Genomic DNA, 26030 nt, shown 5'->3' with positions numbered 1-26030 from the left:
CGGAAGGACAACACGGTGGCCGGCGACAAGCAGGCGGAGACGACGGCGGTGCCCGCCGAGGCCCGCGACAAGCACGCGCAGCTGGCGGAGCAGGTCGAGGAGCACCGCTTCCGTTACTACGTGAAGGACGCCCCCGTCATCAGCGACGCGGAGTTCGACCAGCTCCTGAAGTCCCTGGAGGCGCTGGAGGAGCAGTACCCGGAGCTGCGCACCCCGGATTCGCCGACCCAGAAGGTCGCCGGGTCGTACGCGACGGAGTTCACGGCGGTCGAGCACCGCCAGCGGATGATGTCCCTCGACAACACCTTCAACGACGACGACCTGGCCGCCTGGGCCGACCGGATCGCCCGTGAACTGGGCGCCCAGGAGTACCACTTCCTGTGCGAGCTGAAGGTCGACGGCCTGGCCGTGAACCTCACCTACGAACACGGCCGCCTGACCCGCGCAGCCACCCGCGGCGACGGCCGCATGGGCGAGGACATCACCCCCAACGTCCGGACGATCGCGGAGATCCCGGACCGCCTCCGGGGCGAGAAGGTGCCCGACCTGGTGGAGATCCGTGGCGAGGTCTACTTCCCGATGGAGAAGTTCGCCGCACTCAACGAACGTTTGGTCGCGGCCGGCGACAAGCCCTTCGCCAACCCCCGCAACGCCGCCGCCGGTTCGCTGCGACAGAAGGACCCGCGCGTCACCGCCTCCCGCCCGCTGCACATGGTCGTCCACGGCATCGGCGCCCTGGAGGGCTTCAGCGGGATGACCCGGTTGTCCCAGGCCTACGACCTGCTGAAGTCCTGGGGCCTGCCCACCTCCCCGCACAACCGCGTGGTCGACGGCCTCGACGGGGTACGCGCGTTCATCGCCCACTACGACGGCGAGAACCGGCACTCCGTGGAGCACGAGATCGACGGCGCCGTCGTCAAGCTGGACGAGATCCGGCTCCAGGGCCGCCTCGGCTCCACCGCGCGCGCCCCGCGCTGGGCGATCGCCTACAAGTACGCGCCGGAAGAGGTCAACACCAAGCTCGTCGACATCAAGGTCGGCGTCGGCCGCACCGGCCGGGTCACGCCGTACGCCCAGGTCGAGCCGGTCACGGTCGCGGGCAGCGAGGTCGAGTTCGCCACCTTGCACAACCAGGAGGTCGTCAAGGCCAAGGGCGTGCTCATCGGCGACACGATCGTCATCCGCAAGGCCGGTGACGTCATTCCGGAGATCCTCGGCCCGGTCGTCGACCTGCGGGACGGCACCGAGCGGGAGTTCGTGATGCCGAGCGAGTGCCCCGAGTGCGGGACGCCGCTCAGGCCCATGAAGGAGGGCGACATCGACCTCCGCTGCCCGAACGCCCGCACCTGCCCTGCCCAGTTGCGCGAGCGGGTCTCCTTCCTCGCTGGCCGCGAGTGCCTGGACATCGAGCACTTCGGCGCGGTCGCCGCCGCCGCGCTCACCCGCCCGCTGGAGCCGGCCGATCCGCCGCTGGTGGACGAGGGCGACCTGTTCGACCTGACGGTGGAGAAGCTGCTGCCCATCAAGGCCTACGTCCTCGACCCGGACAGCGGGCTGCCCAAGCGGGACCCGAAGACCGGCGAGGAGAAGGTCGTCACCGTCTTCGCCAACCAGAAGGGCGAGCCGAAGAAGAACACCCTCGCCCTGCTGGAGAACATCGAGGCGGCCAAGCAGCGGCCTCTGGCCCGGTTCCTCAACGGGCTGTCCATCCGGCACGTGGGGCCGGTCGCCGCGGAGGCCCTGGCACGCGCCTTCGGCTCGATCGACCGGATCGAGGCGGCCACCGAGGAGGAGCTGAAGGCCACCGACGGCGTCGGCCCGATCGTGGCCACGGCGCTCAAGGAGTGGTTCGCCGAGGACTGGCACCGCGAGATCGTCCGCAAGTGGAAGGCCGCGGGCGTCCCGCTGGAGGACCAGTCCTCCGGCGAGGACGAGGGGCCGCGCCCGCTGGAGGGGCTCACCGTCGTCGTCACCGGCACGCTGGAGAACTTCACGCGGGACGGCGCCAAGGACGCACTGCAGAGCCGCGGAGCGAAGGTGACCGGTTCGGTGTCGAAGAAGACCTCGTTCGTCGTTGTGGGTGACAACCCCGGTTCGAAGTACGACAAGGCCATGCAGCTCAAGGTTCCCGTGCTGAACGAGGACGGTTTCGGCGTCCTTTTGGAGCAGGGGCCCGAAGCGGCGGCCGAAGTCGCGCTTTCGGCCGAGGAGTAGCGGTTGAAGGCCACTCGATCGGCGCATATCAGATGCATACGGGTGGCTCGGGCACATTCGGGCAACCGTCGACGACCGGTGCCCGTGAAAGCCTTCTGCGGCCTACTGTTGGGATGTGCACCTGCCGTGCCCAGCTGCGGTTGGGGCATCTCCGTGCGCGCAGGCCGCATGGGCAAGGGTTTTCCAACGCGGAGCCGCTGATGGCTGTCGGGCATCGGGCCGCGTGGCGTGGGCACCGCCGGCTGTGAGAGGGACGGGAATGGAACCGACCGAAAGTGTCGCCCCGGACTCACGGCTGCGCCTGCGCCGCCTCGCGGTCACCTGGCGCGGGTACCGGTGGCCGGCCTGGGGCGCCGAGCGCACCGGAGTGCGTACCGCAGGAGGCGGCGCAGCACGTCCCGGAGTGCGCACGCGCCCGTCCGGACCGGGCGCCGTCCCCGAGGCGCACTCCCCGCGGCCCCTGGCGATCGATCCCGCACGGGGGCTGGCCGGCACCGACCCCGAGCGGCATCCGTCCTGGCCCGTGCTGCCCGCGGCCGTCGTGGCCGCCGCCGGGTTCGCCCTCGGCGCGGGCTTCCTGCGCGCCTTCACCGGCAACCACGCGCTGTTCCCGGGCGGCACGGTCGGCTGGTCGCTGGCCCTGCTCACCGGCATCATCGTCGGCCACCTCGTCATGCTGGGCCGCGCCCGCTGGTGGGGCGGCACCGGATCGGGCGCCGCCCTCACCCTGGCCGTCCTGCTGCTGTACGGTTGGGTGCCCGCCGGAATGGTCAGCCTCACCGTCGTCGTCCTGGTCGGCACAGCCAGGCGGCACCGCTGGCGGCAGGGCATGCTGCACGGCGCGGTCGACATCCTCGGCATCGGCGCCGGCGCCCTGCTGCTCGGCGTCTTCGGCCGCGTGCCCAGCGTCGAGGCGCCCTGGCGGCCCGGCAGCTGGAGCTTCAGCACCGTGCCCGAGGTGGTGCTGACGGCCGGTGCCTATCTCGCGGTCAACCGCGGCCTGCTGTGGTACCTGCACGCCCCGCGCGGCGGCGGGCTGCCCACCATCGCCCGCACCGCCCTGGTCAGACAGGGGCTCGTCGCCGTGGCGCTGCTCGGCATCGCGCCGCTGGTCTGCGTCGTCGCCGACGCCCAGCCCGTGCTGCTCCCGCTGTTCGCCGTCCCGCTGATCGCCCTCGACTCCACGCTGTGGATGGCACGCGCCCGCGCCGAGGAGCAGCTGCGCGACCCGCTGACCGGACTGCCCAACCGGCAGTGGCTGCTGGAGCGGATCTGGACGGCCCTCGACGACGCCGAACGGATCGGCGCGCGCTCCGCGCTGATGCTGATCGACCTCGACCGTTTCCGGTCGGTGAACGACACCCTGGGGCATCTCGCCGGTGACCGGCTGCTGCTCCAGATAGCGGACCGGCTGCGGCTCGCCCTGCCGCGCGGAGCGGAGGTCGCCCGGCTCGGCGGTGACGAGTTCGCCGTGTTACTGCCCGTCGCCGACTCCATCACGTCGGCCACGCGCGTCGCCCGCGGCCTCGTGGCCGCGCTCAGCTCCCCGCTCGACCTCGACGGACTCACCCTCGTGCTGGAGGCCAGCGCGGGCGTGGCCGTCTTCCCCGACCACGCCCAGGACGCCGAAGGGCTGCTGCGCCGCGCGGACGTGGCGATGTACCAGGCGAAACGTGACCGCACCGGCGTCGAGGTCTACGAGTCCAAGCGGGACTCCAACACCCCCGACCGGCTGGGCCTGCTCGGGGACCTGCGCCGGGCGCTGGACGCACACGAGGTGCAGCTGCACTACCAGCCCAAAGTCCGTTTCGACGGCCAGGTCGCCGGGCTGGAGGCCCTGGTCCGCTGGGTGCATCCCGAGCGCGGGAAGGTGCCGCCGGACGAGTTCATCGCGATTGCCGAGTCCTCCGGGCTGATGCCCCATCTGACGGAGTACGTGCTGGACACCGCGCTCGGCCAGGTCGCCAAGTGGCGGGCGCAGGGACTGCGGGTCCCGGTCGCCGTCAACGTCTCCCCGCGCGATGTGCACACCCCGGGTTTCGCGGGCTCCGTCGCCGCCCGGCTGGCCCGGCACGGGGTCCCGGCGGGCGCGCTGCAGCTGGAGATAACCGAGCACGTGCTGCTGGAGGACCCGCAGCGGGCCGCCGACACCCTCGCCGGGCTCACCGGGCACGGCGTGAAGATGTCGCTGGACGACTTCGGCACGGGCTACTCCTCGCTGGTGCATCTGCGGCGGCTGCCGGTGAGCGAGCTGAAGATCGACCGCTCCTTCGTGGCCCGGCTGGCCGTGGACACCGAGGACGCGGAGATCGTGCGCTGCACGGTCGACCTGGCGCATTCCCTCGGGCTGCTCGTCGTCGCGGAGGGCGTGGAGGACGACGAGACCTGGGAGCGGCTGCGGGACCTCGGCTGTGACGCCGTGCAGGGCTGGCTGGTCGCCGCGGCGATGCCGCCCGAGGAGACGACGGCGTGGCTGCGGGCACGTGGCTCCCAGGGCTGGCAGCGCCCGCGGGCGGCTCTGCCGGCCGGCGAATAGCCTTCCCCCATGTCATTGTTCGTACCGAAGTTCGACCAGACGGTTCTCGTCCGTGACGCCGAGGCGGAGGTGGTCGGGCAGGCGCCCCTCAGTGTCAGGCTGCTGGCCGACAGCAGTGCCACCGCAGGCGCGCTGTCCACCGTGCGGGTCACGCTCGCGGAGGGTGCCGACGGTGCCCGCCCGCACCTGCACCGCAGCTCGGCGGAGATGTTCTTCCTGCTCGACGGCGAAGCGGAGCTGCTGTCCGGCGACGACGTCGTCACCGCCGAGCGCGGGGACCTGGTCATCGTCCCGCCGGGTCGGCCGCACGCCTTCGCCGCGACCCCGGGAAGTCCGGCGGACATCCTGATCGTCATCGCCCCGGGTGTCGAGCGCTTCGAGTACTTCCGTCACCTCCAGCGCATCCGCCTCGGTGAGGTCGCCCCGGAGAGTCTGCTCGAGGTGCAGGAGCTGTACGACAACCACTTTCTGAAGAGTGATGCCTGGGACGGCCGCCGCGGCTGAGCAAACCGTTTCACGGCCACCCGTCCCCGCCCCATAGGATTGGGCCCAAACCACACACACTCACCCCAGAGGATCGCTGCATGCCTGGCATCACGCGCGAGGAGGTCGCCCACCTCGCCCGGCTGGCGCGTCTGGAGCTGAAGCCCGAAGAACTCGATCACTTCGCAGGCCAGCTGGACGACATCATCGGCGCGGTCGCCCGCGTCAGCGAGGTCGCCGACCAAGACGTACCGCCGACCTCGCACCCGCTCCCGCTGACGAACGTCATGCGCGCGGACGAGGTCCGTCCCTCGCTCACCCCCGAGCAGGCGCTCTCCGGCGCCCCGGCCCAGGAGCAGCAGCGTTTCAAGGTGCCGCAGATCCTGGGGGAGGAGTGACCGCCATGACGGAGAACAACATCATCAAGCTCACGGCCGCACAGATCGCCGAGAAGATCGCCTCCGGCGAGCTGACGGCCGTCGAGGTCACCGAGGCCCACCTCGCCCGGATCGAGGCCGTCGACGAGAAGGTGCACGCCTTCTTGCACGTCGACCGCGAGGGCGCTCTCGCCCAGGCCCGTGCCGTGGACGAGAAGCGGGCCCGCGGCGAGAAGCTCGGCCCGCTGGCCGGCGTCCCGCTCGCGCTCAAGGACATCTTCACCACCGAGGGCGTGCCCACGACCGTCGGCTCGAAGATCCTGGAGGGCTGGATCCCGCCGTACGACGCGACGCTCACCAAGCGGCTCAAGGCCGCCGACGTCGTGATCCTCGGCAAGACCAACATGGACGAGTTCGCCATGGGGTCCTCCACCGAGAACAGCGCCTTCGGGCCGACCGGCAACCCCTGGGACCTCACCAAGATCCCCGGCGGCTCGGGCGGCGGCTCCTCCGCCGCGCTGGCCTCCTTCCAGGCCCCGCTCGCCATCGGCACCGACACCGGCGGCTCCATCCGCCAGCCGGCCGCCGTCACCGGCACGGTCGGCGTCAAGCCGACGTACGGCGCGGTCTCCCGGTACGGGATGGTCGCCTTCTCCTCGTCCCTCGACCAGGGCGGTCCCTGTGCCCGTACGGTCCTGGACGCGGCCCTGCTGCACGAGGTCATCGCCGGGCACGACCCGATGGACTCCACCTCCATCGACGCCCCGGTCCCGCCGGTGGTCGAGGCTGCCCGCAACGGCAGCGTCCAGGGCATGCGTGTCGGCGTCGTCAAGCAGTTCCGCGGCGAGGGCTACCAGGCCGGTGTCATCCAGCGCTTCGACGAGTCCGTCGAACTGCTGAAGGGACTGGGCGCCGAGATCGTCGAGCTGGACTGCCCGTCCTTCGACCTCGCACTGTCGGCGTACTACCTGATCGCGCCCTCCGAGTGCTCCTCCAACCTCGCCCGCTTCGACGGCCTGCGCTACGGCCTGCGCACGGGCGACGACGGCAGCCACTCGGCCGAAGAGGTCACCTCGCTCACCCGTGAGGCGGGCTTCGGCGCCGAGGTCAAGCGGCGCATCATGCTCGGCACGTACGCCCTGTCGAGCGGCTACTACGACGCGTACTACGGCTCCGCTCAGAAGGTCCGCACGCTCATCACGCGCGACTTCGAGAAGGCCTTCGAGCAGGTCGACGTGATCGTCTCACCGACGACACCGACCACCGCCTTCGCGATCGGCGAGCGCGCCGACGACCCGATGGCGATGTACCTGGCGGACCTGTGCACCATCCCGACCAACCTGGCGGGCAACGCGGCCATGTCCCTGCCCTGCGGTCTCGCCCCGGAGGACAACCTCCCGGTGGGCCTGCAGATCATCGCCCCGGCGATGAAGGACGACCGCCTGTACAAGGTGGGCGCCGCCGTCGAGGCCGCCTTCGTGGAAAAGTGGGGCCACCCGCTGCTGGAGGAGGCTCCGTCGCTGTGAGTGCACTGTCCAAGGCCAAGGGCTTCAAGAAGTCCAAGTCCGGAACATACCTGTCCATGGCCACCACCGCGTTCGGCGCGGTCGGTGTCGCCAAGCAGATCAAGAAGGCCCGCGCCGAGCACGACACGCTGCGACTGATCGACGCCACCGTGTCCGCCGTCGCGATCGTCACCGGCCTCGCCATCCTCTACCGCGAGCTGAAGCGGCTGGGCGACGACGACGTCCTGCTGGGCTGAGAGGGAAGTTTCACCGTGACCACCATGACCGACCTGGTGTCGTACGAGGACGCGCTGGCGTCGTACGACCCCGTCATGGGCCTCGAGGTCCATGTCGAACTCGGCACCAAGACCAAGATGTTCTGCGGCTGTTCGACGGCGCTCGGCGCCGAGCCGAACACCCAGACCTGCCCCGTCTGCCTCGGCCTGCCCGGCGCGCTGCCGGTCATGAACGCGACCGGCGTCGAGTCCGCGATCAAGATCGGTCTCGCGCTGAACTGCGAGATCGCCGAGTGGTGCCGCTTCGCCCGGAAGAACTACTTCTATCCGGACATGCCGAAGAACTTCCAGACCTCCCAGTACGACGAGCCGATCGCCTTCAACGGCTACCTCGACGTGCAGCTGGAGGACGGCGAGATCTTCCGTGTGGAGATCGAGCGCGCCCACATGGAGGAGGACACCGGCAAGTCGACGCATGTCGGCGGCGCCACGGGCCGTATCCACGGCGCGCAGCACTCGCTCCTCGACTACAACCGCGCGGGCATCCCGCTCATCGAGATCGTCACCAAGCCGATCGTCGGCGCCGGCGAGCGCGCCCCCGAGGTGGCGAAGGCGTACGTCCGTGAGCTGCGCGAGCTGATCCGGGCACTGCGGGTCTCCGAGGCCCGTATGGAGATGGGCCAGATGCGCTGCGACGTGAACCTGTCGCTGATGCCGAAGGGCTCCGAGAAGTTCGGTACGCGCTCCGAGACGAAGAACGTCAACTCGCTGCGGTCCGTGGAGCGCGCGGTCCGCTACGAGGTCCAGCGGCACGCGGCCGTCCTCGGTGACGGCGGCACGATCGTCCAGGAGACCCGCCACTTCCACGAGGACACCGGGAGCACCACCTCCGGCCGTACGAAGGAGGAGGCCGAGGACTACCGGTACTTCCCGGAGCCCGACCTGGTGCCCGTGGCGCCCGCGCGCGCGTGGGTCGAGGAGATCCGCGCGGCTCTGCCCGAGCTGCCGCTGGCCCGCCGCACCCGGCTGCTGGCCGAGTGGGGCATCTCCGCCACCGACATGCAGGCGATCCTCAACGCGGGCGCGCTGGATCTGATCGTCGCCACGATCGACGCCGGTGCCGACGCCGCCTCCGCCCGCAAGTGGTGGATGGGTGAACTGGCACGCAGCGCCAACGAGGCGGGCAAGGCGCTGGAGGAGCTGGCGATCACGCCGGAGCAGGTCGCGCGGGTGACCGAGCTGGTGGCGTCCGGTGACCTGAACGACAAGCTGGCCCGTCAGGTCATCGAGGGCGTCCTCGCGGGAGAGGGCACCCCGGACGAGGTCGTCGACAAGCGCGGCCTGAAGGTCGTCTCCGACGAGGGCGCGCTGACCGCCGCCGTCGAGGAAGCCATCACCGGCAACCCGGGCGTCGCGGACAAGATCCGTGGCGGCAAGGTGGCCGCGGCCGGCGCCCTGGTCGGCGCGGTCATGAAGGCCACCCGGGGTCAGGCCGACGCGGCCCGCGTCAAGGAGCTGATCCTTCAGAAGCTGGGCGTCAGCGAGGGCTGAGCCACCCACGCGGTACGGCCCCGGAGGCATGCCTCCGGGGCCGTACCGCGTTCTGCCCTGTGACGTCTGTCCCAGTCCTGTGAATAAGCCCACGAACACGGCAAACGATCACTTTCGCCTGCAAGAGTGTCTGCGACAACTCATACGTTCTTTGCGGGCTGTTCAGTTCATGGACGACGATTCCCGGCCAAAGATCCACCAATCGTCTTCTGGGAGCGCGCCCGTGGGAGCCATAGCACGCTGGTGTGTCCGGCACCGCCTGATCGCCGTCCTGCTGTGGCTCCTCGCCTTCGGCGGGGTCACCGCGGGCGCCGCTGTGGCCGGTTCGGCGTACTCGAACGACTACGAGGTCCCGGGCACCGAGTCGGGCCGCGCGGCCCAGCTGCTCGAGGACGGCTTCCCCAGCCTGGGCGGGGACAGTGACACGGTCGTGTGGCACACCGCGAACGGCACGGTCCGCGCGGCCGACGTCGAGCAGACCATGACCCGGACCCTGGACCGGATCGCCGCCCTGCCCGGTGTGGCCTCGGTGTCCGGCCCGTACGGCGGCCCGGGCACCCAACGGATCAGCGCCGACGGCCGTACGGCGTACGCCACCGTCACCTTCGACAAGCGGGCCGAGGACATCGACAGGTCCGAGGCGCAGGCGGTCGTCCGCACCGCCAAGGCCGCCGACGCCGACGGGCTCGAGGTGGAGCTGGGCGGCAGCGCCATCGGGCTCACCGAGTCCCCGCGCGGGCACCTGGCCGAGGTGGTCGGCGTGGTCGTCGCCGCCGTCGTGCTGTTCCTCGCCTTCGGCTCGGTAGCCGCCTCACTGCTGCCCATCGCCACCGCCCTGGTCGGCGTCGGCACCGCGTACGCCGGGATCGGGCTGCTGGGGCACGCCATGACGGTCGCCGACTTCGCGCCCATGCTCGGCATGCTGATCGGTCTCGGCGTCGGCATCGACTACGCGCTGTTCATCGTCACCCGGCACCGGCGCGGTCTCCAACGCGGCCTGGAGGTCACCGAGGCCGTCGAGAACGCCGTGGCCACCACCGGACGCGCGGTCGTCTTCGCCGGTGCGACCGTTTGCATCGCCCTGCTGGGCATGCTGATACTGCGCCTGAGCTTCCTCAACGGGGTCGCCGTGGCGGCCTCTCTGACGGTCGTGCTGACCGTCGCGGCCTCCGTCACCCTGCTGCCCGCCCTGCTGACCTACCTCGGACCACGCGTCCTCAGCCGCCGCGAGCGGCGCCGGCTCGCCGAGCACGGGCCCCGGCCGGAACTGCCCACGGGGCTGGCCGCCCGGTGGTCCGCGCTGGTCCAGCGACGGCCCAAGCTGCTCGGCGCCCTCGCCGTCGCCGTGATCGCCGTGCTCGCCGTGCCGGCGTTCTCCCTCCGCCTGGGCACCTCCGACCAGGGCAACGCCCCCCGTTCGTCCACCACCCGGCAGGCCTACGACCTGCTCGCCGAGGGCTTCGGTCCCGGCGTCAACGGCCCCCTGACGCTCGTGGCGCGTGTAGACGACGCGGGCGACAAGCTGGCCCTGGACAACCTCGACGACATCCTGCGCGCCACCCGGGGCGTCGCCTCCGTCACCCCGGTGACCTACGACGGCGGCGGCGACACCGCCTACCTCACCGTCGTACCCGACTCCGCGCCGCAGTCGCAGCGCACCAGTGACCTCGTGGACCGGCTGCGCACCGAGGTGCTGCCCCGCGCGGAGAGCGGCACCTCCCTCGACGTGCACGTGGGCGGGGTGACGGCAAGCTACGACGACTTCGCGCATGTGATCGTCGGCAAACTGCCGCTGTTCGTCGGCGCGGTGATCGGGCTCGGCTGCCTGCTGCTGCTGACCGCCTTCCGCTCGCTCGGCATCCCCCTGAAGGCCGCCGTGATGAACGTCGCCGCCGTCGGCGCCGCGTTCGGCATCGTCGTCGCCGTCTTCCAGTGGGGCTGGGGCAGCGAACTGCTCGGGCTCGGGCGTGCGGGCCCCATCGAACCCTTCCTGCCCGTGATCATGGTGTCCGTCCTGTTCGGGCTCTCCATGGACTACCAGGTCTTCCTGGTCAGCCGGATGTACGAGGAGTGGCTGGCGACCGGGGACAACCGGCGGGCCGTGCGGGTCGGCCTCGCCGAGACCAGCCGTGTGATCAACTCCGCGGCGGTCATCATGATCTCGGTCTTCCTCGCCTTCGTGCTCAGCGGCGACCGCGTGATCGCCATGTTCGGCATCGCGCTGGCCTCCGCCGTCGCCCTCGACGCCTTCGTGCTGCGTACCCTGCTCGTGCCGGCGCTGATGCATCTGCTCGGCGCCGCCAACTGGTGGCTGCCGGGCTGGCTGGAGCGCCGTCTGCCGCGCATCAGCATCGAGCCCCCGGAGCTGCGCGCCGCCCATGAGAGGCTCGACAGCGTCTTCGTCGAGGAACTGCGGAAGGAAGAACAGCGCGATGTACGCGATATCCCTGGGTGACGGCGCCGAGCTGCGGCCCCTGGAGGTCTGGCACGCCGAGGAGTTCCTCTTGCACCTCGACCGGGGCAGGGAGTTCATCGGCCAGTTCATCCCGTTCGGCTCCCAGGCGACGGACGTGGCCTCCGCGCGGGCCACGCTCCAGCGGTACGCCGACATGCGCGCCGCCGACACCGCCTCGTACCACGGCATCTGGCTCGACGGGCAACTCGTGGGCGGGGTGCTCACGTTGAACTTCGACGCCGAGCGGGGCAACTGCGAGGTCGGCTGCTGGCTGGAGCCCGCCGCCACGGGACGCGGACTGATCACCCGCGCGATGCGGCTGCTCATCGACTGGGCGGTCGAGGAGCGGGGCATCCACCGGGTGGAGTGGCATGCGGCGTCCGGCAACACGCCGAGCCTCAACGTCGCCCGGCGGCTAGGCATGACCCGGGACGGCGTTCTCCGGGAGAACCACCTGCACCGGGGTGTCCGGCACGACACCGAGGTGTGGTCGGTCCTCGCCCCGCAGTGGCGGGCGGCACGGCCTTAGAGAGCCGAGCACCTCACGGACTCACTAAGGCTCCTTACGTGTCGCCGGGGAGCGCCGCCGGCCGGAAGATGCGGAACTCTTCCGATGTGGCGCACCCCGCCCGGAGAGGAGAGTGGGGACATCGCAGAAAGCGAAGCGCCGGCTTCCTGACGAAGTACCGGCCTCCCCACCCGAATCTCCCGAAGGACACGTCATGCTGATGGAACTCGAGTACCACCGGATGCGTTCGGCCGAGCTGCTGCGCGAGGCCGAGCAGGAGCGCCTGGCCCGCGCGGTCGTCCGTCTGCGGCGCGACGGCCGCCACGAGAACGCCGCCCGCAAGGCCCCGGCCGGCGGGACCCATACCAGCCGCCCCCGCAGGCGGCAGCCCGTGCACACCGCGTGAACACCGGGCCGGCGGCCCTTCCGCCCGCCGGTGCGACGATCTCACCGGACCTGTGGAAAACGGGTGCCCCGGCGCCCGGACCTCATGCGATGCTCTGGCCTGTGGAGAACAGGTCCGTCAGTCCCGTGTTCGTCGGCCGCACCGACGAGTTGGGCACCCTGAACGACGCGCTCACCCGTGCCGCCGCGGGAGAGCCGCAGGCGCTGCTGCTCGGCGGAGAGGCCGGGGTGGGCAAGACCCGCCTCGTGGAGGAGTTCGCCACGGCGGCAGGCGGCCGGGGTGCCGTCGTGGCCGTGGGCGGCTGCGTGGAGATCGGCGCCGACGGGCTGCCGTTCGCTCCCTTCTCCGCCGCGCTGCGCGCCCTGCGCGACGCCCTGCCCGAGGACTTCACCGCAGCTGCGACCGGACAGGAGGAGGAACTGGCCCGGCTGCTGCCCGAGCTGGGCGAGGCCACCTCCAGCCGCCACGACGAACAGGGCATCGCCCGCCTCTTCGAGCTGACCGCCAGGCTGCTGGAGCGGGTCGCCGCCCAGCCGGTCGTGCTGGTCCTGGAGGACCTGCACTGGGCCGACGCCTCCACCCGCCACCTCCTCGCCTACCTCTTCCGCACCCTGCGCACCGGCCGGCTCCTCATCCTCGCCACCTACCGCTCCGACGACATCCACCGCCGCCACCCGCTGCGTCCCCTGCTCGCCGAACTCGACCGGCTGCGCACCGTCCGCCGCATCGAACTCGCCCGCCTCACCCGCGAGGAGGTGGGCCGTCAGATCGCCGGCATCCTCGCCACCGAACCCGACCCCGGCCAGGTGGACGAGATCTTCGAACGCTCCGACGGCAACGCCTTCTTCGTCGAGGAACTCGCCGTGGCCTCCTGCGGGGGCTGCTGCACGGGCCTCACCGACTCGCTGCGCGACCTGCTCCTGGTCCGGGTGGAGGCGCTGCCGGAGAGCGCCCAGCGGGTCGCCCGGGTCGTCGCCGAGGGCGGCTCCACCGTGGAGTACCGGCTGATCGCCGCCGTCGCCCAGCTCACCGAGGACGACCTCATCGAGGCGCTGCGCGCCGCCGTGGGTGCCAACATCCTCACCGTGACCACGGCCGGCGACGGCTACCGCTTCCGGCACTCCCTGGTCCGCGAGGCCGTCGCCGACGACCTGCTGCCCGGCGAACGCTCCCGCCTCAACCGCCGCTACGCCGAGGCCCTGGAGACCGACCCGGCGCTCGTCCCCGCCGACGCGCGCGTGATGCGCCTGGCCACCTACTGGTACCACGCCCGCGACGCCGCCAAGGCCCTGCCCGCCGTCCTGGACGCCTCCGTCGTGGCCCGCCGCCGGCACGCCTACACCGAGCAACTGCGGCTGCTGGAGCGGGCGATGGAGCTGTGGGACGCGGCACCCGAGGAGATCCGCTCGGCCCTGCGCCTGGTCGACTACGCCGAGGCGTGTGCCCCCTGCGGCTGCGACCCCGCCACCACCCCGCTGAGCTACCTCGACCTGATGGCCGAGGCGGCCGTCGCGGGCCGCCTGTGCGGGGAACGCGAACGGGCCCTGAAGATCACCAAGCGCGCGCTGCGCCTCCTGGACGACGACCCGGACCCCCTGCGTGCCGCCTGGTTCTGGGTGCAGCGCTCCCGGCTGGTGCAGGCGCAGGCCCGTGGCGACGGCTGGCCGGAACTGGCCACCGCGCAGGAACTGGTGCGCGGCCTGCCGCCGTCCGAGGTGCACGCCGAGGTGCTGGCGGTGGTCGCCAACTGGTCCATGCTGCACCGGCCCGGCCCCGAGGCCGTCGCCGCCGCCGAACGGGCCGTCGAGTACGCCCGGATGGTGAGCGCCCGGGACATCGAACTGCACGCGCGCCTCACGCGGGGCGGCCTCATGGTCGACGCGGGAGACACCGACGCAGGGCTCGCGGAGATGCGGCAGGTCCTGGAGCACTGCCTGGCGGAGGACGTCACCCATGTCGCCGCCCGCGCCTATGTGAACCTGCCCTCCGCGCTGCAGACCGTCGGCCGCGACGCGGAGGCCGAGCCCCTGCTGCACGAGGGGATCGCCTTCAGCCGCAGACACGGGATGCCGGACTTCGAGGCGTGGGCGTCGGGCAACCTGTCGGAGGCGCTCTGCTCCCTCGGCCGGTGGCAGGAGGCCGCCGAGGCCGCCGCGCACGCGACCCGTGTCGGGCACAGCACCAAGCCCCGCGCCCTGGGCGCCCTGCGCCTTGCGTACCTCGCCCTGGCCCGCGGCGACCTCGCCGAGGCCGCCCGCCGCCTCGACACCGCCCGCACTCTCTACGGCAGCCACGACCCGATGCCCCAGCAGGGGCTGCCCGTGGCCCGTGTCGCCATCGGGCTGGCCGCCGGGCAGGGACGCATCCTCGACGCCCGCACCGAGCTGCTCCAGATGCTGGACGCCGGGTTCCCGCCCGGCACCCACCGTCATGCCTGGCCCCTGCTGCTGGCCGCCGCCACCGCCGAGGCCGACGCCCGCACCCTGCCCGCCGCCGAGCCCGGCCGCGCCGAACTGCTCTCCCGCCTCAACGCATCCGTGCGCACGCTCACCACCGGCGTCCCCCTGTGGCAGGCGTACGACCGGTGGACCCGGGCCGAACTGCTGCGCGCCGAGGGCCGGGACACCGAGGACACCTGGTGCCCGGTGGTCACCGCCTTCGAGTGCCTGAACCGGCCCTACGACCTCGCCCGCGTCCGGCACCGCCTCGCCCAGACCCTGCTGGCCCAGGGCGGCGACGACGAACGCGAGCGCGCCGTGGAACTGCTCCGGCTGGCCGGAGCGGTCGCCGACCACCTCGGTGCCCGCCCGCTCGCCGACGCCGTCACCCGCCTCGCCCACCGCGCCCGTCTCAGCCTCACCGCCGCGGCCCGGCCGGGCCTGGCCCCCGCCGACCCGCTGAAGACACTCGGCCTGACCAGCCGCGAGACGGACGTCCTGCGTCTTGTCTCGGCCGGCCGCACCAACCGTCAGATAGCAGAGGAACTCTTCATCTCCCCCAAGACCGCGAGCGTCCACGTCTCCAACATCCTCGCCAAGCTCGGCGTCTCGGGCAGAGGCGAGGCGGCGGCGGTGGCACACCGGCTGGGGTTGTTCCCGGCGGGCGCGGACGACCGGCTGGTCGCGCGATGACGGCGCACGAGGGAGCAGGCCGAGTTCACCGAGGGCGCGCACAGCGCAGCGCCACGCACTCCCGGAGGGCCGGCGCAGGCTGCTGCGGCGCGGGCTGCTCAAGCCGGCCGGCCGAGGAGGCCGCTCACCTCACCTCCGCCTCCAGGAGGCGGTCGTCGCCCTTCTTCGGCCGGCCCCGGCCGTCCGTGTTGCTCGTGAGGAGCCATACCTTGTGGCCGCCCGCGGGGAGCACCGTGCGCAGGCGGCCGTAGGTGCCCGTCAGGAAGGCCTGCGGAGCGGCGGCCTGCCCGGCGCCCTTCAGGGGGATGCGCCACAGGCGCTCGCCCTTCAGGGCGGCCATCCAGATCACGCCGTCGACATAGGCGATCCCGCTGGGGGAGGCGTCGTCGGTGTGCCACTGGGCGAGAGGGTTCTGAAAGCGCGGGTCGGAGGACCTGCCCTCGGCGTCCGGCCAGCCGTAGTTGCCGCCCGGCTTGATCGCGTTCAGCTCGTCCCAGGTGTCCTGGCCGAACTCCGAGGCGAACAGCCGCTGCCGGTCGTCCCAGGCGAGGCCCTGGACGTTGCGGTGGCCGTAGGAGTACACGGGCGAGCCCGGGAAGGGGTTGCCCGGGGCGGGTTCGCCGTCCGGGGTCAGCCGCAGGATCTTCCCGCCCAGCGACTTCTTGTCCTGCGCGAGGTCCCGCCGGCCGGCCTCGCCGGTGCCCACGTAGAGCATCTTGTCGGGGCCGAACGCGATCCGGCCGCCGTTGTGGATGAATCCCTTCGGGATGCCCTTGAACACCGTGTCCGGGGCGCCCAGTTGCTCACCGGCGGGCTTGCGCTCGTCGTACAGCATGCGGACGACACGGTTGTCCGAGGCCGACGTGAAGCAGGCGTAGATCATGTGGTCCGAGGCGTAGTCGGGGGACAGGGCGATGCCCAGCAGTCCGCCCTCGCCGGCCGGGGAGACCCCGGAGACCGTGCCCGATTCGGTCCTGTGGCCCGTCTTCTCGTCGATCCGGGTGATCGTGCCCTCGTCCCGGGAGGAGACCAGCAGCCCGCCGCCCGGCAGCGCGGCCAGCCCCCACGGGGTCTTCAGGCCTTCGGTCACCGTGCGCAGCACTTTCACCGAGCCCTTGGCCGGCGGGACCGGCTCCCTCGACCGCGCCGACGCCGAGGCGCCCGGTGCCGTACCGGCCGTACCGGCCGGAGGCGTGCTCCCGAAGCCCGGGGGGCCTCCGCCGTCGGCGGAGCAGCCGCCCGCCAGCAGTACCGCGGCCACGGCCCACACGGCCGTCACAGCTCGACGTCGCACGATCATCGTCCCTTCGGGCGGGGGTCCGGCGGCTGTTCCCAGTGACTCATACTCCACCCGGTCCGCGCAGGTTCCCCGTCCGCCCGGACCGGCAGCGGGAGCGCTCAGTCCCAGGACCCCTGTGCCGACGGCAGCCGGGCCACCTCCGTCAGATCTTCCACGGTCAGCCGCAGGCCGGCCGCCGCCGCGTTCTCCTCGGCCCAGTGCGCGTGCTTGGTGCCGGGCAGCGCGATCACGTCACGGCCCTGGGCCAGCACCCACGCCAGTGCCACCTGGGCCGGGGTGACGTGTTCGCCATGGCGGCGGGCGATGCGGCGCAGGCCCGCCACGATCGGCTGGTTGGCGGCCATCATCTCGGCGGTGAAACGGGGATGGCGGGCGCGTACGTCGTCCGGCTCGAAACCCTCGCCGGGGGTGAGGGTGCCGGTCAGGAAGCCGCTGCCCAGCGGCATCGCCGCGAGGAAGCCCACGCCCCGCGCCGCGCACCACGGCAGCAGCGCATGAAGCGCCTCCGGCGACCACACCGACAACTCGGCCTGCACCGCGCTCACCGGGAAGACCTGCTGCACGCGCCGCAGCTGGGCCAGCGTGCTGTCGTACGGCCGCGAGTCCGGACGGCGCCCGCCCTGAGCGCCCATCGCGCACAGGCCCAGCGCCCGGACCTTCCCGGCCCGCACCAGGTCCGCCATCGCACCCCACGTCTCCTCGACGGGCACCTCCGGGTCGGCGCGGTGCAACTGGTAGAGGTCGATGACGTCGGTCTGCAGACGCCGCAGCGAGGCGTCGCAGGCCCGCCGCACGTACCCGGGGCGGCCGTTGGCCACGATGTGCTGCTCGCCCACCAGCAGCCCCGCCTTCGTGGACACGAACGCCTCCGCACGCCGCTCCTTGAGCACCCGGCCCAGCAGCAGCTCGTTGGTGAACGGGCCGTACATGTCGGCGGTGTCGAGAAGGGTGGAGCCGAGATCCAGCGCCCGGTGCACGGCGCGCAGCGACTCCTCGCCCCGCTGCCGAGATCCGCTGTACGCCCAGCTCATCGGCATGCACCCGAGTCCGACGGCCCCCACCGCGAGTCCCCCCGCGCCGATCGTCCTGCGCTCCACGTGCTCGTGAACCTCCCTCTCCCTGGTCACCAACCTAACCTCTGTCCGTCCGCCGCCTTGACATAGCCTCCCGTCATGACTGCTGACGTGTGGCTGCCGATACCGTCCGAGGAGATCGAGGGGCTTCCGCAAGGGCCCCGCTACCTGTTCTGGGACGGGGCCGAGGAGTTCCCCGGCGACCCGGGCGACTGCGCCTTCTACGTCGTGCCCTACATGAAGCCCGTCGGTCTGGGCGTGCGTCCGCTGCCCGGGATGCGGTCCGTCCAGGTCGTACAGACCCTGTCGGCCGGCATCGACCACGTGGAACCCGGTCTGAAGTTCCTGGGCGCCGGGGTACGGCTGTGCAACGCACGCGGGGTGCACGAGGCGAGCACCGCCGAGCTGACGCTGACCCTGGTCCTCGCGTCCCTGCGCGGCGTTCCGGACTTCGTGCGCGCCCAGGACCGGGGGGAGTGGCTCGGCGGGTTCCGGCCGGCGCTCGCGGACAAGAGCGTCCTCATCGTCGGCTACGGCTCCATCGGCGCCGCCATCGAAGACCGGCTCACGCCTTTCGAGCTTGCGCGGGTGGCGCGCGTCGCGCGCTCGGGGCGCGCCACAGCGCGCGGTCCCGTGCACCCGCTCACCGAATTGCCCGCTCTGCTTCCGAGCGCCGACGTCGTGATCCTCTCCACGCCCTTGACCGAACAGACCCAGGGCCTGGTCGACGCCGCCTTCCTCGCACGGATGAAGGACGGAGCGCTGCTGGTCAACGTCGCCCGGGGCCCCGTCGTGGACACCGAGGCGCTGCTCACGGAGCTGCAGAGCGGCCGGCTCCGCGCGGCCCTGGACGTGACCGACCCCGAGCCGCTCCCGCCGGGACACCCCCTGTGGCACGCGCCGGGCGTGCTCATCACCCCGCATGTGGGCGGGCCCACCTCGGCCTTCATGCCCCGGGCGAAGCGGCTGCTCGCGGACCAGTTGACCCGGTTCGTGAACCAAGAGCCCCTGCGGAACGTGATCCTCACTACCCGGGCGTAATCCGCTTCCGGCACCCTCCGCATCCCTCCGGATGCGGGGTATGTCCGCGTCTCTCCTGGTCGGTCACGCAGCGTAGAGAACCTATGTCCCTGAGTGACGATACTGGTGTATCGTCCCGACAGGGGCTGCGCCGCGAACCTTTCGGCGCCGGGGATGGACATTTCAGCTTCGTGAGGGGGGCGACGGGCGATGCACGGCCTATGGACGAACGATCCGACGCGGCGGAGCCGCCGACGGCGACCCTGCGGCGCGGCGGCGCGCAGACGCGGCCACCACACCAGCCATCACAGCCAGCACCAGCGCAGGCACACCGGCCGCAGGAGGCATGCGCAGGCAGCGCACCGGGACCCGCGGGACCCGGGAACGCGGAGCGGGAGGCCCCGGTGAGCGCGCCACCCTCGCTGACGACCGCCCGCGACGGACGCCGGCACGCACCGCACCCGCCCGGGTTCCTGCCGCCCCGCCCGCCGGCCGGCGGCGAGGGTCCGCGCCTGGGCCGGCAACTCGCCCTCGCCCTGGTCTGCGCGTCCTACGCCGTCGGTGCCGCGTTCGACTGGGGGGCGGACGAAGTCGCCCAGGTCATGGGTGACTTCGGGCTGAGCGCCGCGGCCGGCACCGCCGCCGTCTCGTGCTTCCTCTACGCGCGTGACGCACGCGTCCGCTTCCGGCCGGCCTGGCTGCTGTTCGCCCTGTCCTCCGCGATGGCGTCCCTGGGCAACGCCGTGTGGGGGTGGTACGAGGTCGTCCTGGACCGCCCCGTGCCCAGCCCGAGCTACGCCGACCTGTTCTTCCTGTGCTTCGCGCCGCCCGCCATCGTGGGCCTGCTGGTCCTCGCCAAACGGCCCGTGACCAAGGCCGGCTGGATCTGCCTGGCCCTGGACGCCTGGCTGATCGGCGGCTCGCTGCTCACCCTGTCCTGGAGCCTCGCGCTCGCCCAGGCCGCCCGGTTCGACGGGCCGAGCGTCGCGCACACCGCGCTGTCGCTGGCCTACCCACTGCTCGACATCGCGCTCGTCAGCATGGTGCTCGCGCTGCACTTCCGCCGCGCCCCGGGCAACCGCACGGCGGTGAACACCGCGATCGGCGCGCTCGCGCTCACGGTGATGTGCGACGCCCTGTTCACCTCCCCACTGCTGCACAGCAACTACCACTCCGGACAGCTGCTGGACGCGGGCTGGTTCGCCGGTTCGCTGCTGCTCGCCTACGCACCCTGGGCCGCGCCCCGGCCCCAGGGCGCGCAGGAGGCGCACCTACCGGACGGACACACGCGCGTCGTCCACGAGCACGTGCCCGGACAGCGGGGCACCGGTCACCACCATGTGCCGGTGCCCGCCGCGGCCGCCGACCCCAGCCGGTACCCGGCCGGCCGTCCGATCACCGGCTCCCTGGCCGCGCTCACCCCGTACCTGGCCGCCGCCGTGTGCACGCTGGGCATCCTGTACAGCGTCCTCAACGGCCGCAGGCCCGACCACGTGGTGCTGATCACCGCCGGGGCCGTCGTGCTCGCGCTCGTCATGCGCCAGGGCATCATGCTGCTGGACAACATCACCCTCACCCAGGAACTGGCGCAGAAGGAGAACCACTTCCGCTCCCTGGTGCAGGGCTCCAGCGACGTCATCATGATCGCCGCGCCCAATGGCGTCCTCAGGTACGTCTCCCCGGCCGCCGCCGGGGTCTACGGCCGGCCCGCCGAGGACCTGGTGGGCACCGAACTCGCCGGTCTGATCCATCCGGAGGACCTGGGCTGCGTGGTGCACGAGGTGCGCCGCTTCCTCGCCGCCAGCCCGCTCGAGGAGCCCACCACCCGTATCGAGTGCCGGTTCCGCTCCGGCGACGGCGGCTGGCTCAACGTCGAGTCCACCGTCAACCGGCACCACGGCGGCCTCATCTTCAACAGCCGGGACGTCACCGAGCGGGTACGCCTGCAGGCCCAGCTGCAGCACAACGCCGAGCACGACCCGCTCACCGACCTGCCCAACCGTGCGCTGTTCACCCAGCGCGTCCAGCAGGCTCTGTCCGGCCGCCGGTCCACAGACCGGGGGGCCGCCCTGCGCGGCACCGCCGTGCTCTTCATCGACCTGGACGGCTTCAAGGCCGTCAACGACACGATCGGGCACCAGGCCGGGGACGAACTGCTCGTCCAGGCCGCCCGCAGACTCCAGGCCGCCGTCCGGCACGGGGACACCGCCTCCCGGCTCGGCGGCGACGAGTTCGCGGCCCTGATTGTCGGGGACGGCACCCGTGACCGTGCCGCCCGGGAGCGGAACATCCTGGAGCTGGCCGACCGGCTCAGGGTGACGCTCTCCCAGCCGTACCCGATCGACGGCAACGACGTCCGGGTCAACGCCTCCATCGGCGTCGCCTTCGCCGAACCGGGCCTGGGCGCAGGCGAGTTGCTGCGCAACGCCGACCTCGCGATGTACCGCGCGAAATCGGCCGGAAAGGGCCGCGTCGAGCTGTACCGGCCGCAGATGCAGCAGGACGTCGTACGCAAGGCGGAACTGGCCACGCGCCTGCGTGCCGCCCTGCACGACGGCGAGTTCACGCTGCTGCACCAGCCGGTGGTGTCCCTGGAGAACGGCCGGATCGTGTCGGTCTCCGCGCAGGCGCGCTGGCGCTCCTCCCAGGGCGTGCTCTTCACGCCGGCCGAGTTCCTGCGGGTGGCCGAGGGCGGCGACAAGACCGGCGAACTGGAGCGCTGGATCCTCCAGGAGGCGGCAGCACAGGCCGCGCAGCGGGCCGCGACCGGCCCCGTCGTGCCGGTGGTGGTGCGGATGGGCGCCCGGCGGCTGCTGGACCGCTCGCAGCCGCTCGGCTCCGTCGAGGCGCTGCTGACCCGGCACGGCCTGCCGCCCGGGGCGCTGGTCGTCGAGCTGTCCGACACCGACCCCAGGGTCTGCCTGGACGACCTGGAGCGGCGTCTGACCGCGCTCAGCCGGCTCGGGGTGCGCATCGCGCTGGACGGCTTCGGCAGCGGCTTCGCGGCGATCACGGCCCTGCGCAGGCTGCCCGTGGACATCCTGAAACTCGACCGGAGTCTGGTCGAGGGCGTGGTGGAGTCCGCTCGGCTGCACAAGATCACCAGCGGGCTGCTCCGCATCGCCGGCGACCTCGGCCTGCAGTCCGTGGCCGAGGGCGTGGACTTGCCGGAGCAGGTGGCCGCGCTGCGCGCGATGGGCTGCACGCACGGACAGGGCATGGCGTTCACGGGACCGCTGGACGAGTACCGGCTGCGCCGGGCGCTGGCGGCCGGGCACTGCCCCGTGCCGCACGCCGCCGAGCCGGCACTCGCAGGCAAGCGCGCGGCGGTGTACACAGGGGGTGTAGCCGCTGTCATCGGAGGCGGAAGTGCCCTTCGTTCACATAATGAGACGCCCGTCCCACCTACTTGACACGTGGTGCGTGCCGGGGGGAGGGTCGGTTCCATGCGCACCCGAATTCTCGTACTTGGAAAGCGCGTCGGCTGAGCTGGGACCCACCGGAGGACCTCCGGAATCCCCGGCGACCCTCACCGGCGCGCTCCCCTCGCTTGCCTCATGGCACGAGGGGTTTTTTGTTGCACGAGCACCTTTCGCACAACGTTCGAACTCCGCCCAAACCTCGCATAAAACCTCAGCATCGAGAAGAGAATGCCGATGACCGAGCAGGCCACCGGGGCCCACCATCCGCAGCCGCGGCCCCGTTCCGGAGGACAGCACTCCGCCCCCGTCGAGCACGTCACGGGTGCGCAGTCCCTCATTCGCTCCCTTGAGGAGGTCGGCGCGGACACGGTATTCGGCATTCCCGGCGGCGCGATCCTTCCGGCGTACGACCCGCTGATGGACTCCAGCCGGGTCCGGCACGTCCTGGTCCGGCACGAGCAGGGCGCCGGCCACGCGGCCACCGGCTACGCGCAGGCCACCGGCAAGGTCGGTGTCTGCATGGCGACGAGCGGTCCGGGTGCGACGAACCTGGTCACGCCGATCGCCGACGCCCACATGGACTCGGTGCCGCTCGTGGCGATCACCGGGCAGGTGGCGTCCCAGGCGATCGGTACGGACGCCTTCCAGGAGGCGGACATCGTCGGCATCACCATGCCGATCACCAAGCACAACTTCCTCGTCACCAAGGCCGAGGACATCCCGCGGGTCATCGCGCAGGCGTTCCACATCGCCTCCACCGGCCGTCCGGGCCCGGTCCTCGTCGACATCGCCAAGGACGCCCTCCAGGCGAAGACCACCTTCTCCTGGCCGCCCACCATGGACCTGCCCGGCTACCGCCCGGTGACCAAGCCGCACGCCAAGCAGATCCGCGAGGCCGCCAAGCTGATCACCTCCGCCCGCCGGCCCGTCCTCTACGTCGGCGGCGGTGTCCTCAAGGCGCAGGCCACGGCCGAGCTGAAGGTCCTCGCCGAACTCACCGGAGCGCCCGTCACCACCACCCTGATGGCGCTCGGCGCGTTCCCCGACAGCCACCCGCTGCACGTGGGAATGCCGGGCATGCACGGTGCGGTCACCGCCGTCACCGCGCTGCAGAAGGCCGACCTGATCGTCGCCCTCGGTGCCCGCTTCGACGACCGCGTCACCGGCAGGCTGGACAGCTTCGCCCCCTACGCCAAGATCGTCCACGCCGACATCGACCCGGCCGAGATCGGCAAGAACCGTGCCGCGGACGTGCCGATCGTCGGTGACGCCCGCGAGGTCATCGCCGACCTGATCCAGGCCGTGCAGAAGGAGTACAGCGAGGGCCACAAGGGCGACTACACCGCCTGGTGGAGCGACCTCAACCGCTGGCGCGAGACCTACCCGCTCGGTTACGACCTGCCCGAGGACGGCTCCCTGTCGCCCCAGCAGGTCATCGAGCGCGTCGGCAGGCTCGCCCCCGAGGGCACCGTCTTCGCCGCGGGCGTCGGCCAGCACCAGATGTGGGCCGCGCACTTCATCCAGTACGACAAGCCCGCCACCTGGCTGAACTCCGGCGGCGCCGGAACCATGGGCTACGCGGTCCCGGCCGCGATGGGCGCCAAGGCCGGCGTGCCGGAGAAGACGGTCTGGGCGATCGACGGCGACGGCTGCTTCCAGATGACCAATCAGGAGCTGACCACCTGCGCCCTGAACAACATCCCGATCAAGGTCGCCATCATCAACAACGGCGCCCTCGGGATGGTCCGCCAGTGGCAGACCCTCTTCTACAACCAGCGCTACTCCAACACCGTGCTGCACTCCGGTCCCGACGACGTCAACCCGGACGCCAGGGGCACCCGTGTGCCGGACTTCGTGAAGCTGTCCGAGGCCATGGGCTGCGTGGGTCTGCGCTGCGAGTCCCCCGAGGACCTCGACAAGGTCATCGAACAGGCGAACTCCATCAACGACCGCCCGGTCGTCGTCGACTTCATCGTCCACGAGGACGCGATGGTGTGGCCGATGGTCGCCGCAGGCACCTCCAACGACGAGATCATGGCCGCCCGGGACGTCCGCCCCGACTTCGGCGACAACGAAGACGACTGAGAGAGAGCCGAGTCAAGAACATGTCCAAGCACACGCTCTCCGTCCTGGTGGAGAACACGCCGGGCATCCTCGCCCGCATCGCCGCCCTGTTCTCCCGCCGCGGCTTCAACATCGACTCGCTCGCGGTCGGCGTCACCGAGCACCCCGACATCTCCCGCATCACCATCGTGGTGAACGTCGAGGACCTGCCGCTGGAGCAGGTGACCAAGCAGCTCAACAAGCTCGTCAACGTGCTCAAGATCGTCGAGCTGGAGCCCGGCCAGGCCGTTCAGCGCGAACTCGTTCTGGTGAAGGTCCGCGCCGACAACGAGACCCGCTCCCAGATCGTCGAGATCGTCCAGCTGTTCCGCGCCAAGACCGTCGACGTCTCCCCGGAGGCCGTGACGATCGAGGCCACCGGATCCAGCGACAAGCTGTCCGCCATGCTCAAGATGCTGGAGCCGTTCGGCATCAAGGAGCTGGTCCAGTCCGGCACGATCGCGATCGGCCGCGGCGCCCGTTCGATCACGGACCGCTCGCTGCGCGCCCTCGACCGGACCGCGTGAGCCGGTACCGGCCCACGCAAGGCTGAATACGGGCGGCACGCGCCGCCCGTATGCCGAGACCCCCGAACTTTCACCCCTCTCACCGTCATACGGTGGGACGCACCATCTGCACACCAAGGAGAGAACCCAAAGTGGCCGAGCTGTTCTACGACGCCGACGCCGACCTGTCCATCATCCAGGGCCGCAAGGTCGCGGTCATCGGTTACGGCAGCCAGGGCCACGCCCACGCGCTGTCGCTCCGTGACTCGGGTGTCGACGTGCGCGTCGGTCTGCACGAGGGCTCCAGGTCCAAGGCGAAGGCCGAGGAGCAGGGCCTGCGCGTGGTGACCCCGGCGGAGGCCGCCGCCGAGGCCGACGTCATCATGATCCTCGTCCCGGACCCGATCCAGGCCCAGGTCTACGAGGAGTCCATCGCCCCGAACCTGAAGGACGGCGACGCCCTGTTCTTCGGCCACGGCTTCAACATCCGCTTCGGCTTCATCAAGCCCCCGGCCGGTGTGGACGTCTGCATGGTCGCCCCGAAGGGCCCGGGTCACCTGGTCCGCCGCCAGTACGAGGAGGGCCGCGGCGTGCCCTGCATCGCCGCCGTCGAGCAGGACGCCTCCGGCAACGCCTTCGCGCTGGCCCTGTCCTACGCCAAGGGCATCGGCGGCACCCGCGCCGGCGTCATCAAGACGACCTTCACCGAGGAGACCGAGACGGACCTCTTCGGCGAGCAGGCCGTCCTGTGCGGCGGTACGGCCGCGCTGGTGAAGGCCGGTTTCGAGACCCTGGTCGAGGCCGGCTACCAGCCGGAGATCGCCTACTTCGAGTGCCTGCACGAGCTGAAGCTGATCGTCGACCTCATGTACGAGGGCGGCCTGGAGAAGATGCGCTGGTCGGTCTCCGAGACCGCCGAGTGGGGCGACTACGTCACCGGCCCGCGCATCATCACGGACGCCACCAAGGCCGAGATGAAGCAGGTCCTCGCCGAGATCCAGGACGGCACCTTCGCCCGTAACTGGATGGACGAGTACCACGGCGGCCTGAAGAAGTACAACGAGTACAAGCAGCAGGACGCCGAGCACCTGCTGGAGACCACCGGCAAGCAGCTGCGCAAGCTGATGAGCTGGGTGAACGAGGAGGCGTAAAGCCTCGTGACACGGGCCGGGGCGGACTGCTCCGGCCCGTTGTCCACCCCGTC

The 26030-nt window shown here is 71.5% G+C and carries 18 protein-coding genes; 16 read left to right on the top strand and 2 right to left on the bottom strand.

All coding sequences use genetic code 11. The annotated features are described in order from the left end of the window. Nucleotides 1-15: 15 nt before the first annotated feature. The 11 genes from ligA to K7G59_RS24865 all read left to right on the top strand — a co-directional run bounded on the left by ligA (nt 16) and on the right by K7G59_RS24865 (nt 15402). The gene (gene ligA, locus K7G59_RS24915) at nt 16-2214 is read left to right on the top strand and encodes an NAD-dependent DNA ligase LigA (RefSeq protein WP_225837873.1); all 2199 of its coding nucleotides are present in this window, start codon (nt 16-18) and stop codon (nt 2212-2214) included. Nucleotides 2215-2473: 259 nt separating this feature from the next. Continuing rightward, the gene (locus K7G59_RS24910; RefSeq protein ID WP_225837871.1) at nt 2474-4750 is read left to right on the top strand and encodes a bifunctional diguanylate cyclase/phosphodiesterase; all 2277 of its coding nucleotides are present in this window, start codon (nt 2474-2476) and stop codon (nt 4748-4750) included. 9 nt (nt 4751-4759) lie between these two features. Further along, nucleotides 4760-5254 carry a cupin domain-containing protein gene (locus K7G59_RS24905; protein ID WP_225837869.1) on the top strand — a complete coding sequence of 165 codons (495 nt, stop codon included), beginning with the start codon at nt 4760-4762 and terminating at the stop codon, nt 5252-5254. Between the two features lie 80 nt (nt 5255-5334). Further along, nucleotides 5335-5631, top strand: a complete 297-nt coding sequence (gatC, locus tag K7G59_RS24900; RefSeq protein ID WP_006130840.1) for an Asp-tRNA(Asn)/Glu-tRNA(Gln) amidotransferase subunit GatC — start codon at nt 5335-5337, stop codon at nt 5629-5631. Nucleotides 5632-5636: 5 nt separating this feature from the next. Then, complete coding sequence (gatA, locus tag K7G59_RS24895) at nt 5637-7136, top strand: Asp-tRNA(Asn)/Glu-tRNA(Gln) amidotransferase subunit GatA (protein ID WP_225837867.1); 1500 nt, start codon at nt 5637-5639, stop codon at nt 7134-7136. After that, nucleotides 7133-7372: a hypothetical protein gene (locus tag K7G59_RS24890; RefSeq protein ID WP_225837865.1), complete on the top strand. Its 240-nt coding sequence runs from the start codon at nt 7133-7135 to the stop codon at nt 7370-7372. Before gatA ends, K7G59_RS24890 begins: the two co-directional genes overlap by 4 nt. A 15-nt stretch (nt 7373-7387) precedes the next feature. After that, complete coding sequence (gene gatB / locus K7G59_RS24885; protein WP_225837863.1) at nt 7388-8902, top strand: Asp-tRNA(Asn)/Glu-tRNA(Gln) amidotransferase subunit GatB; 1515 nt, start codon at nt 7388-7390, stop codon at nt 8900-8902. A gap of 223 nt (nt 8903-9125) precedes the next feature. Beyond that, on the top strand, nt 9126-11357 hold the full coding sequence (locus K7G59_RS24880; RefSeq protein WP_225837861.1) for an MMPL family transporter: 2232 nt from the start codon (nt 9126-9128) through the stop codon (nt 11355-11357). After that, nucleotides 11335-11886, top strand: a complete 552-nt coding sequence (locus tag K7G59_RS24875) for a GNAT family N-acetyltransferase (RefSeq protein WP_225837859.1) — start codon at nt 11335-11337, stop codon at nt 11884-11886. Before K7G59_RS24880 ends, K7G59_RS24875 begins: the two co-directional genes overlap by 23 nt. A 193-nt stretch (nt 11887-12079) precedes the next feature. Continuing rightward, entirely contained in the window at nt 12080-12271 is a 192-nt protein-coding gene (locus tag K7G59_RS24870; protein WP_308295084.1) for a hypothetical protein, read from the top strand. Nucleotides 12272-12360: 89 nt separating this feature from the next. After that, nucleotides 12361-15402 carry a helix-turn-helix transcriptional regulator gene (locus K7G59_RS24865; protein WP_225837857.1) on the top strand — a complete coding sequence of 1014 codons (3042 nt, stop codon included), beginning with the start codon at nt 12361-12363 and terminating at the stop codon, nt 15400-15402. Nucleotides 15403-15526: 124 nt separating this feature from the next. Here K7G59_RS24865 and K7G59_RS24860 read toward each other — a convergent pair whose 3' ends face one another. Both K7G59_RS24860 and K7G59_RS24855 read right to left on the bottom strand, forming a co-directional pair. Beyond that, nucleotides 15527-16702, bottom strand: a complete 1176-nt coding sequence (locus tag K7G59_RS24860) for a sorbosone dehydrogenase family protein (protein WP_225837855.1) — start codon at nt 16700-16702, stop codon at nt 15527-15529. A 98-nt stretch (nt 16703-16800) separates the two neighbouring features. After that, nucleotides 16801-17799 (bottom strand): aldo/keto reductase, encoded by a 999-nt coding sequence (locus K7G59_RS24855; RefSeq protein ID WP_225837981.1) that lies wholly within the window; start codon nt 17797-17799, stop codon nt 16801-16803. 75 nt (nt 17800-17874) lie between these two features. On the opposite strand from K7G59_RS24855, the gene K7G59_RS24850 reads away from it, so the two are divergent. The 5 genes from K7G59_RS24850 (at nt 17875) to ilvC (ending at nt 25977) form a co-directional block, all read left to right on the top strand. Next, nucleotides 17875-18816 (top strand): 2-hydroxyacid dehydrogenase, encoded by a 942-nt coding sequence (locus K7G59_RS24850; protein ID WP_225837853.1) that lies wholly within the window; start codon nt 17875-17877, stop codon nt 18814-18816. A gap of 200 nt (nt 18817-19016) precedes the next feature. After that, complete coding sequence (locus tag K7G59_RS24845) at nt 19017-22208, top strand: EAL domain-containing protein (protein WP_263976729.1); 3192 nt, start codon at nt 19017-19019, stop codon at nt 22206-22208. A gap of 243 nt (nt 22209-22451) precedes the next feature. After that, nucleotides 22452-24302 (top strand): acetolactate synthase large subunit, encoded by a 1851-nt coding sequence (locus K7G59_RS24840; protein ID WP_225837849.1) that lies wholly within the window; start codon nt 22452-22454, stop codon nt 24300-24302. 20 nt (nt 24303-24322) lie between these two features. Further along, nucleotides 24323-24847: an acetolactate synthase small subunit gene (gene ilvN / locus K7G59_RS24835; RefSeq protein WP_225837846.1), complete on the top strand. Its 525-nt coding sequence runs from the start codon at nt 24323-24325 to the stop codon at nt 24845-24847. A 131-nt stretch (nt 24848-24978) separates the two neighbouring features. After that, nucleotides 24979-25977 carry a ketol-acid reductoisomerase gene (ilvC, locus tag K7G59_RS24830; RefSeq protein WP_225837844.1) on the top strand — a complete coding sequence of 333 codons (999 nt, stop codon included), beginning with the start codon at nt 24979-24981 and terminating at the stop codon, nt 25975-25977. Nucleotides 25978-26030: the final 53 nt, after the last annotated feature.

This window comes from Streptomyces sp. NK08204 (assembly GCF_020400585.1).
Taxonomy (GTDB): Bacteria; Actinomycetota; Actinomycetes; order Streptomycetales; family Streptomycetaceae; genus Streptomyces.
The sequence above is the reverse complement of the archived record's forward strand: the minus strand, read 5'-3'. Positions and strand labels throughout refer to the sequence as shown.

What these genes read in the sequence shown, in the direction of transcription:
- K7G59_RS24910 (WP_225837871.1), top strand. Translation starts at nt 2,474, where the DNA reads ATGGAACCGACCGAAAGTGTCGCCCCGGACTCACGGCTGCGCCTGCGC.
- K7G59_RS24905 (WP_225837869.1), top strand. Translation starts at nt 4,760, where the DNA reads ATGTCATTGTTCGTACCGAAGTTCGACCAGACGGTTCTCGTCCGTGAC.
- gatC (WP_006130840.1), top strand. Translation starts at nt 5,335, where the DNA reads ATGCCTGGCATCACGCGCGAGGAGGTCGCCCACCTCGCCCGGCTGGCG.
- gatA (WP_225837867.1), top strand. Translation starts at nt 5,637, where the DNA reads ATGACGGAGAACAACATCATCAAGCTCACGGCCGCACAGATCGCCGAG.
- K7G59_RS24875 (WP_225837859.1), top strand. Translation starts at nt 11,335, where the DNA reads ATGTACGCGATATCCCTGGGTGACGGCGCCGAGCTGCGGCCCCTGGAG.
- K7G59_RS24870 (WP_308295084.1), top strand. Translation starts at nt 12,080, where the DNA reads ATGCTGATGGAACTCGAGTACCACCGGATGCGTTCGGCCGAGCTGCTG.
- K7G59_RS24865 (WP_225837857.1), top strand. Translation starts at nt 12,361, where the DNA reads ATGCTCTGGCCTGTGGAGAACAGGTCCGTCAGTCCCGTGTTCGTCGGC.
- K7G59_RS24860 (WP_225837855.1), bottom strand. Translation starts at nt 16,702, where the DNA reads ATGATCGTGCGACGTCGAGCTGTGACGGCCGTGTGGGCCGTGGCCGCG.
- K7G59_RS24850 (WP_225837853.1), top strand. Translation starts at nt 17,875, where the DNA reads ATGACTGCTGACGTGTGGCTGCCGATACCGTCCGAGGAGATCGAGGGG.
- K7G59_RS24845 (WP_263976729.1), top strand. Translation starts at nt 19,017, where the DNA reads ATGGACGAACGATCCGACGCGGCGGAGCCGCCGACGGCGACCCTGCGG.
- K7G59_RS24840 (WP_225837849.1), top strand. Translation starts at nt 22,452, where the DNA reads ATGACCGAGCAGGCCACCGGGGCCCACCATCCGCAGCCGCGGCCCCGT.
- ilvN (WP_225837846.1), top strand. Translation starts at nt 24,323, where the DNA reads ATGTCCAAGCACACGCTCTCCGTCCTGGTGGAGAACACGCCGGGCATC.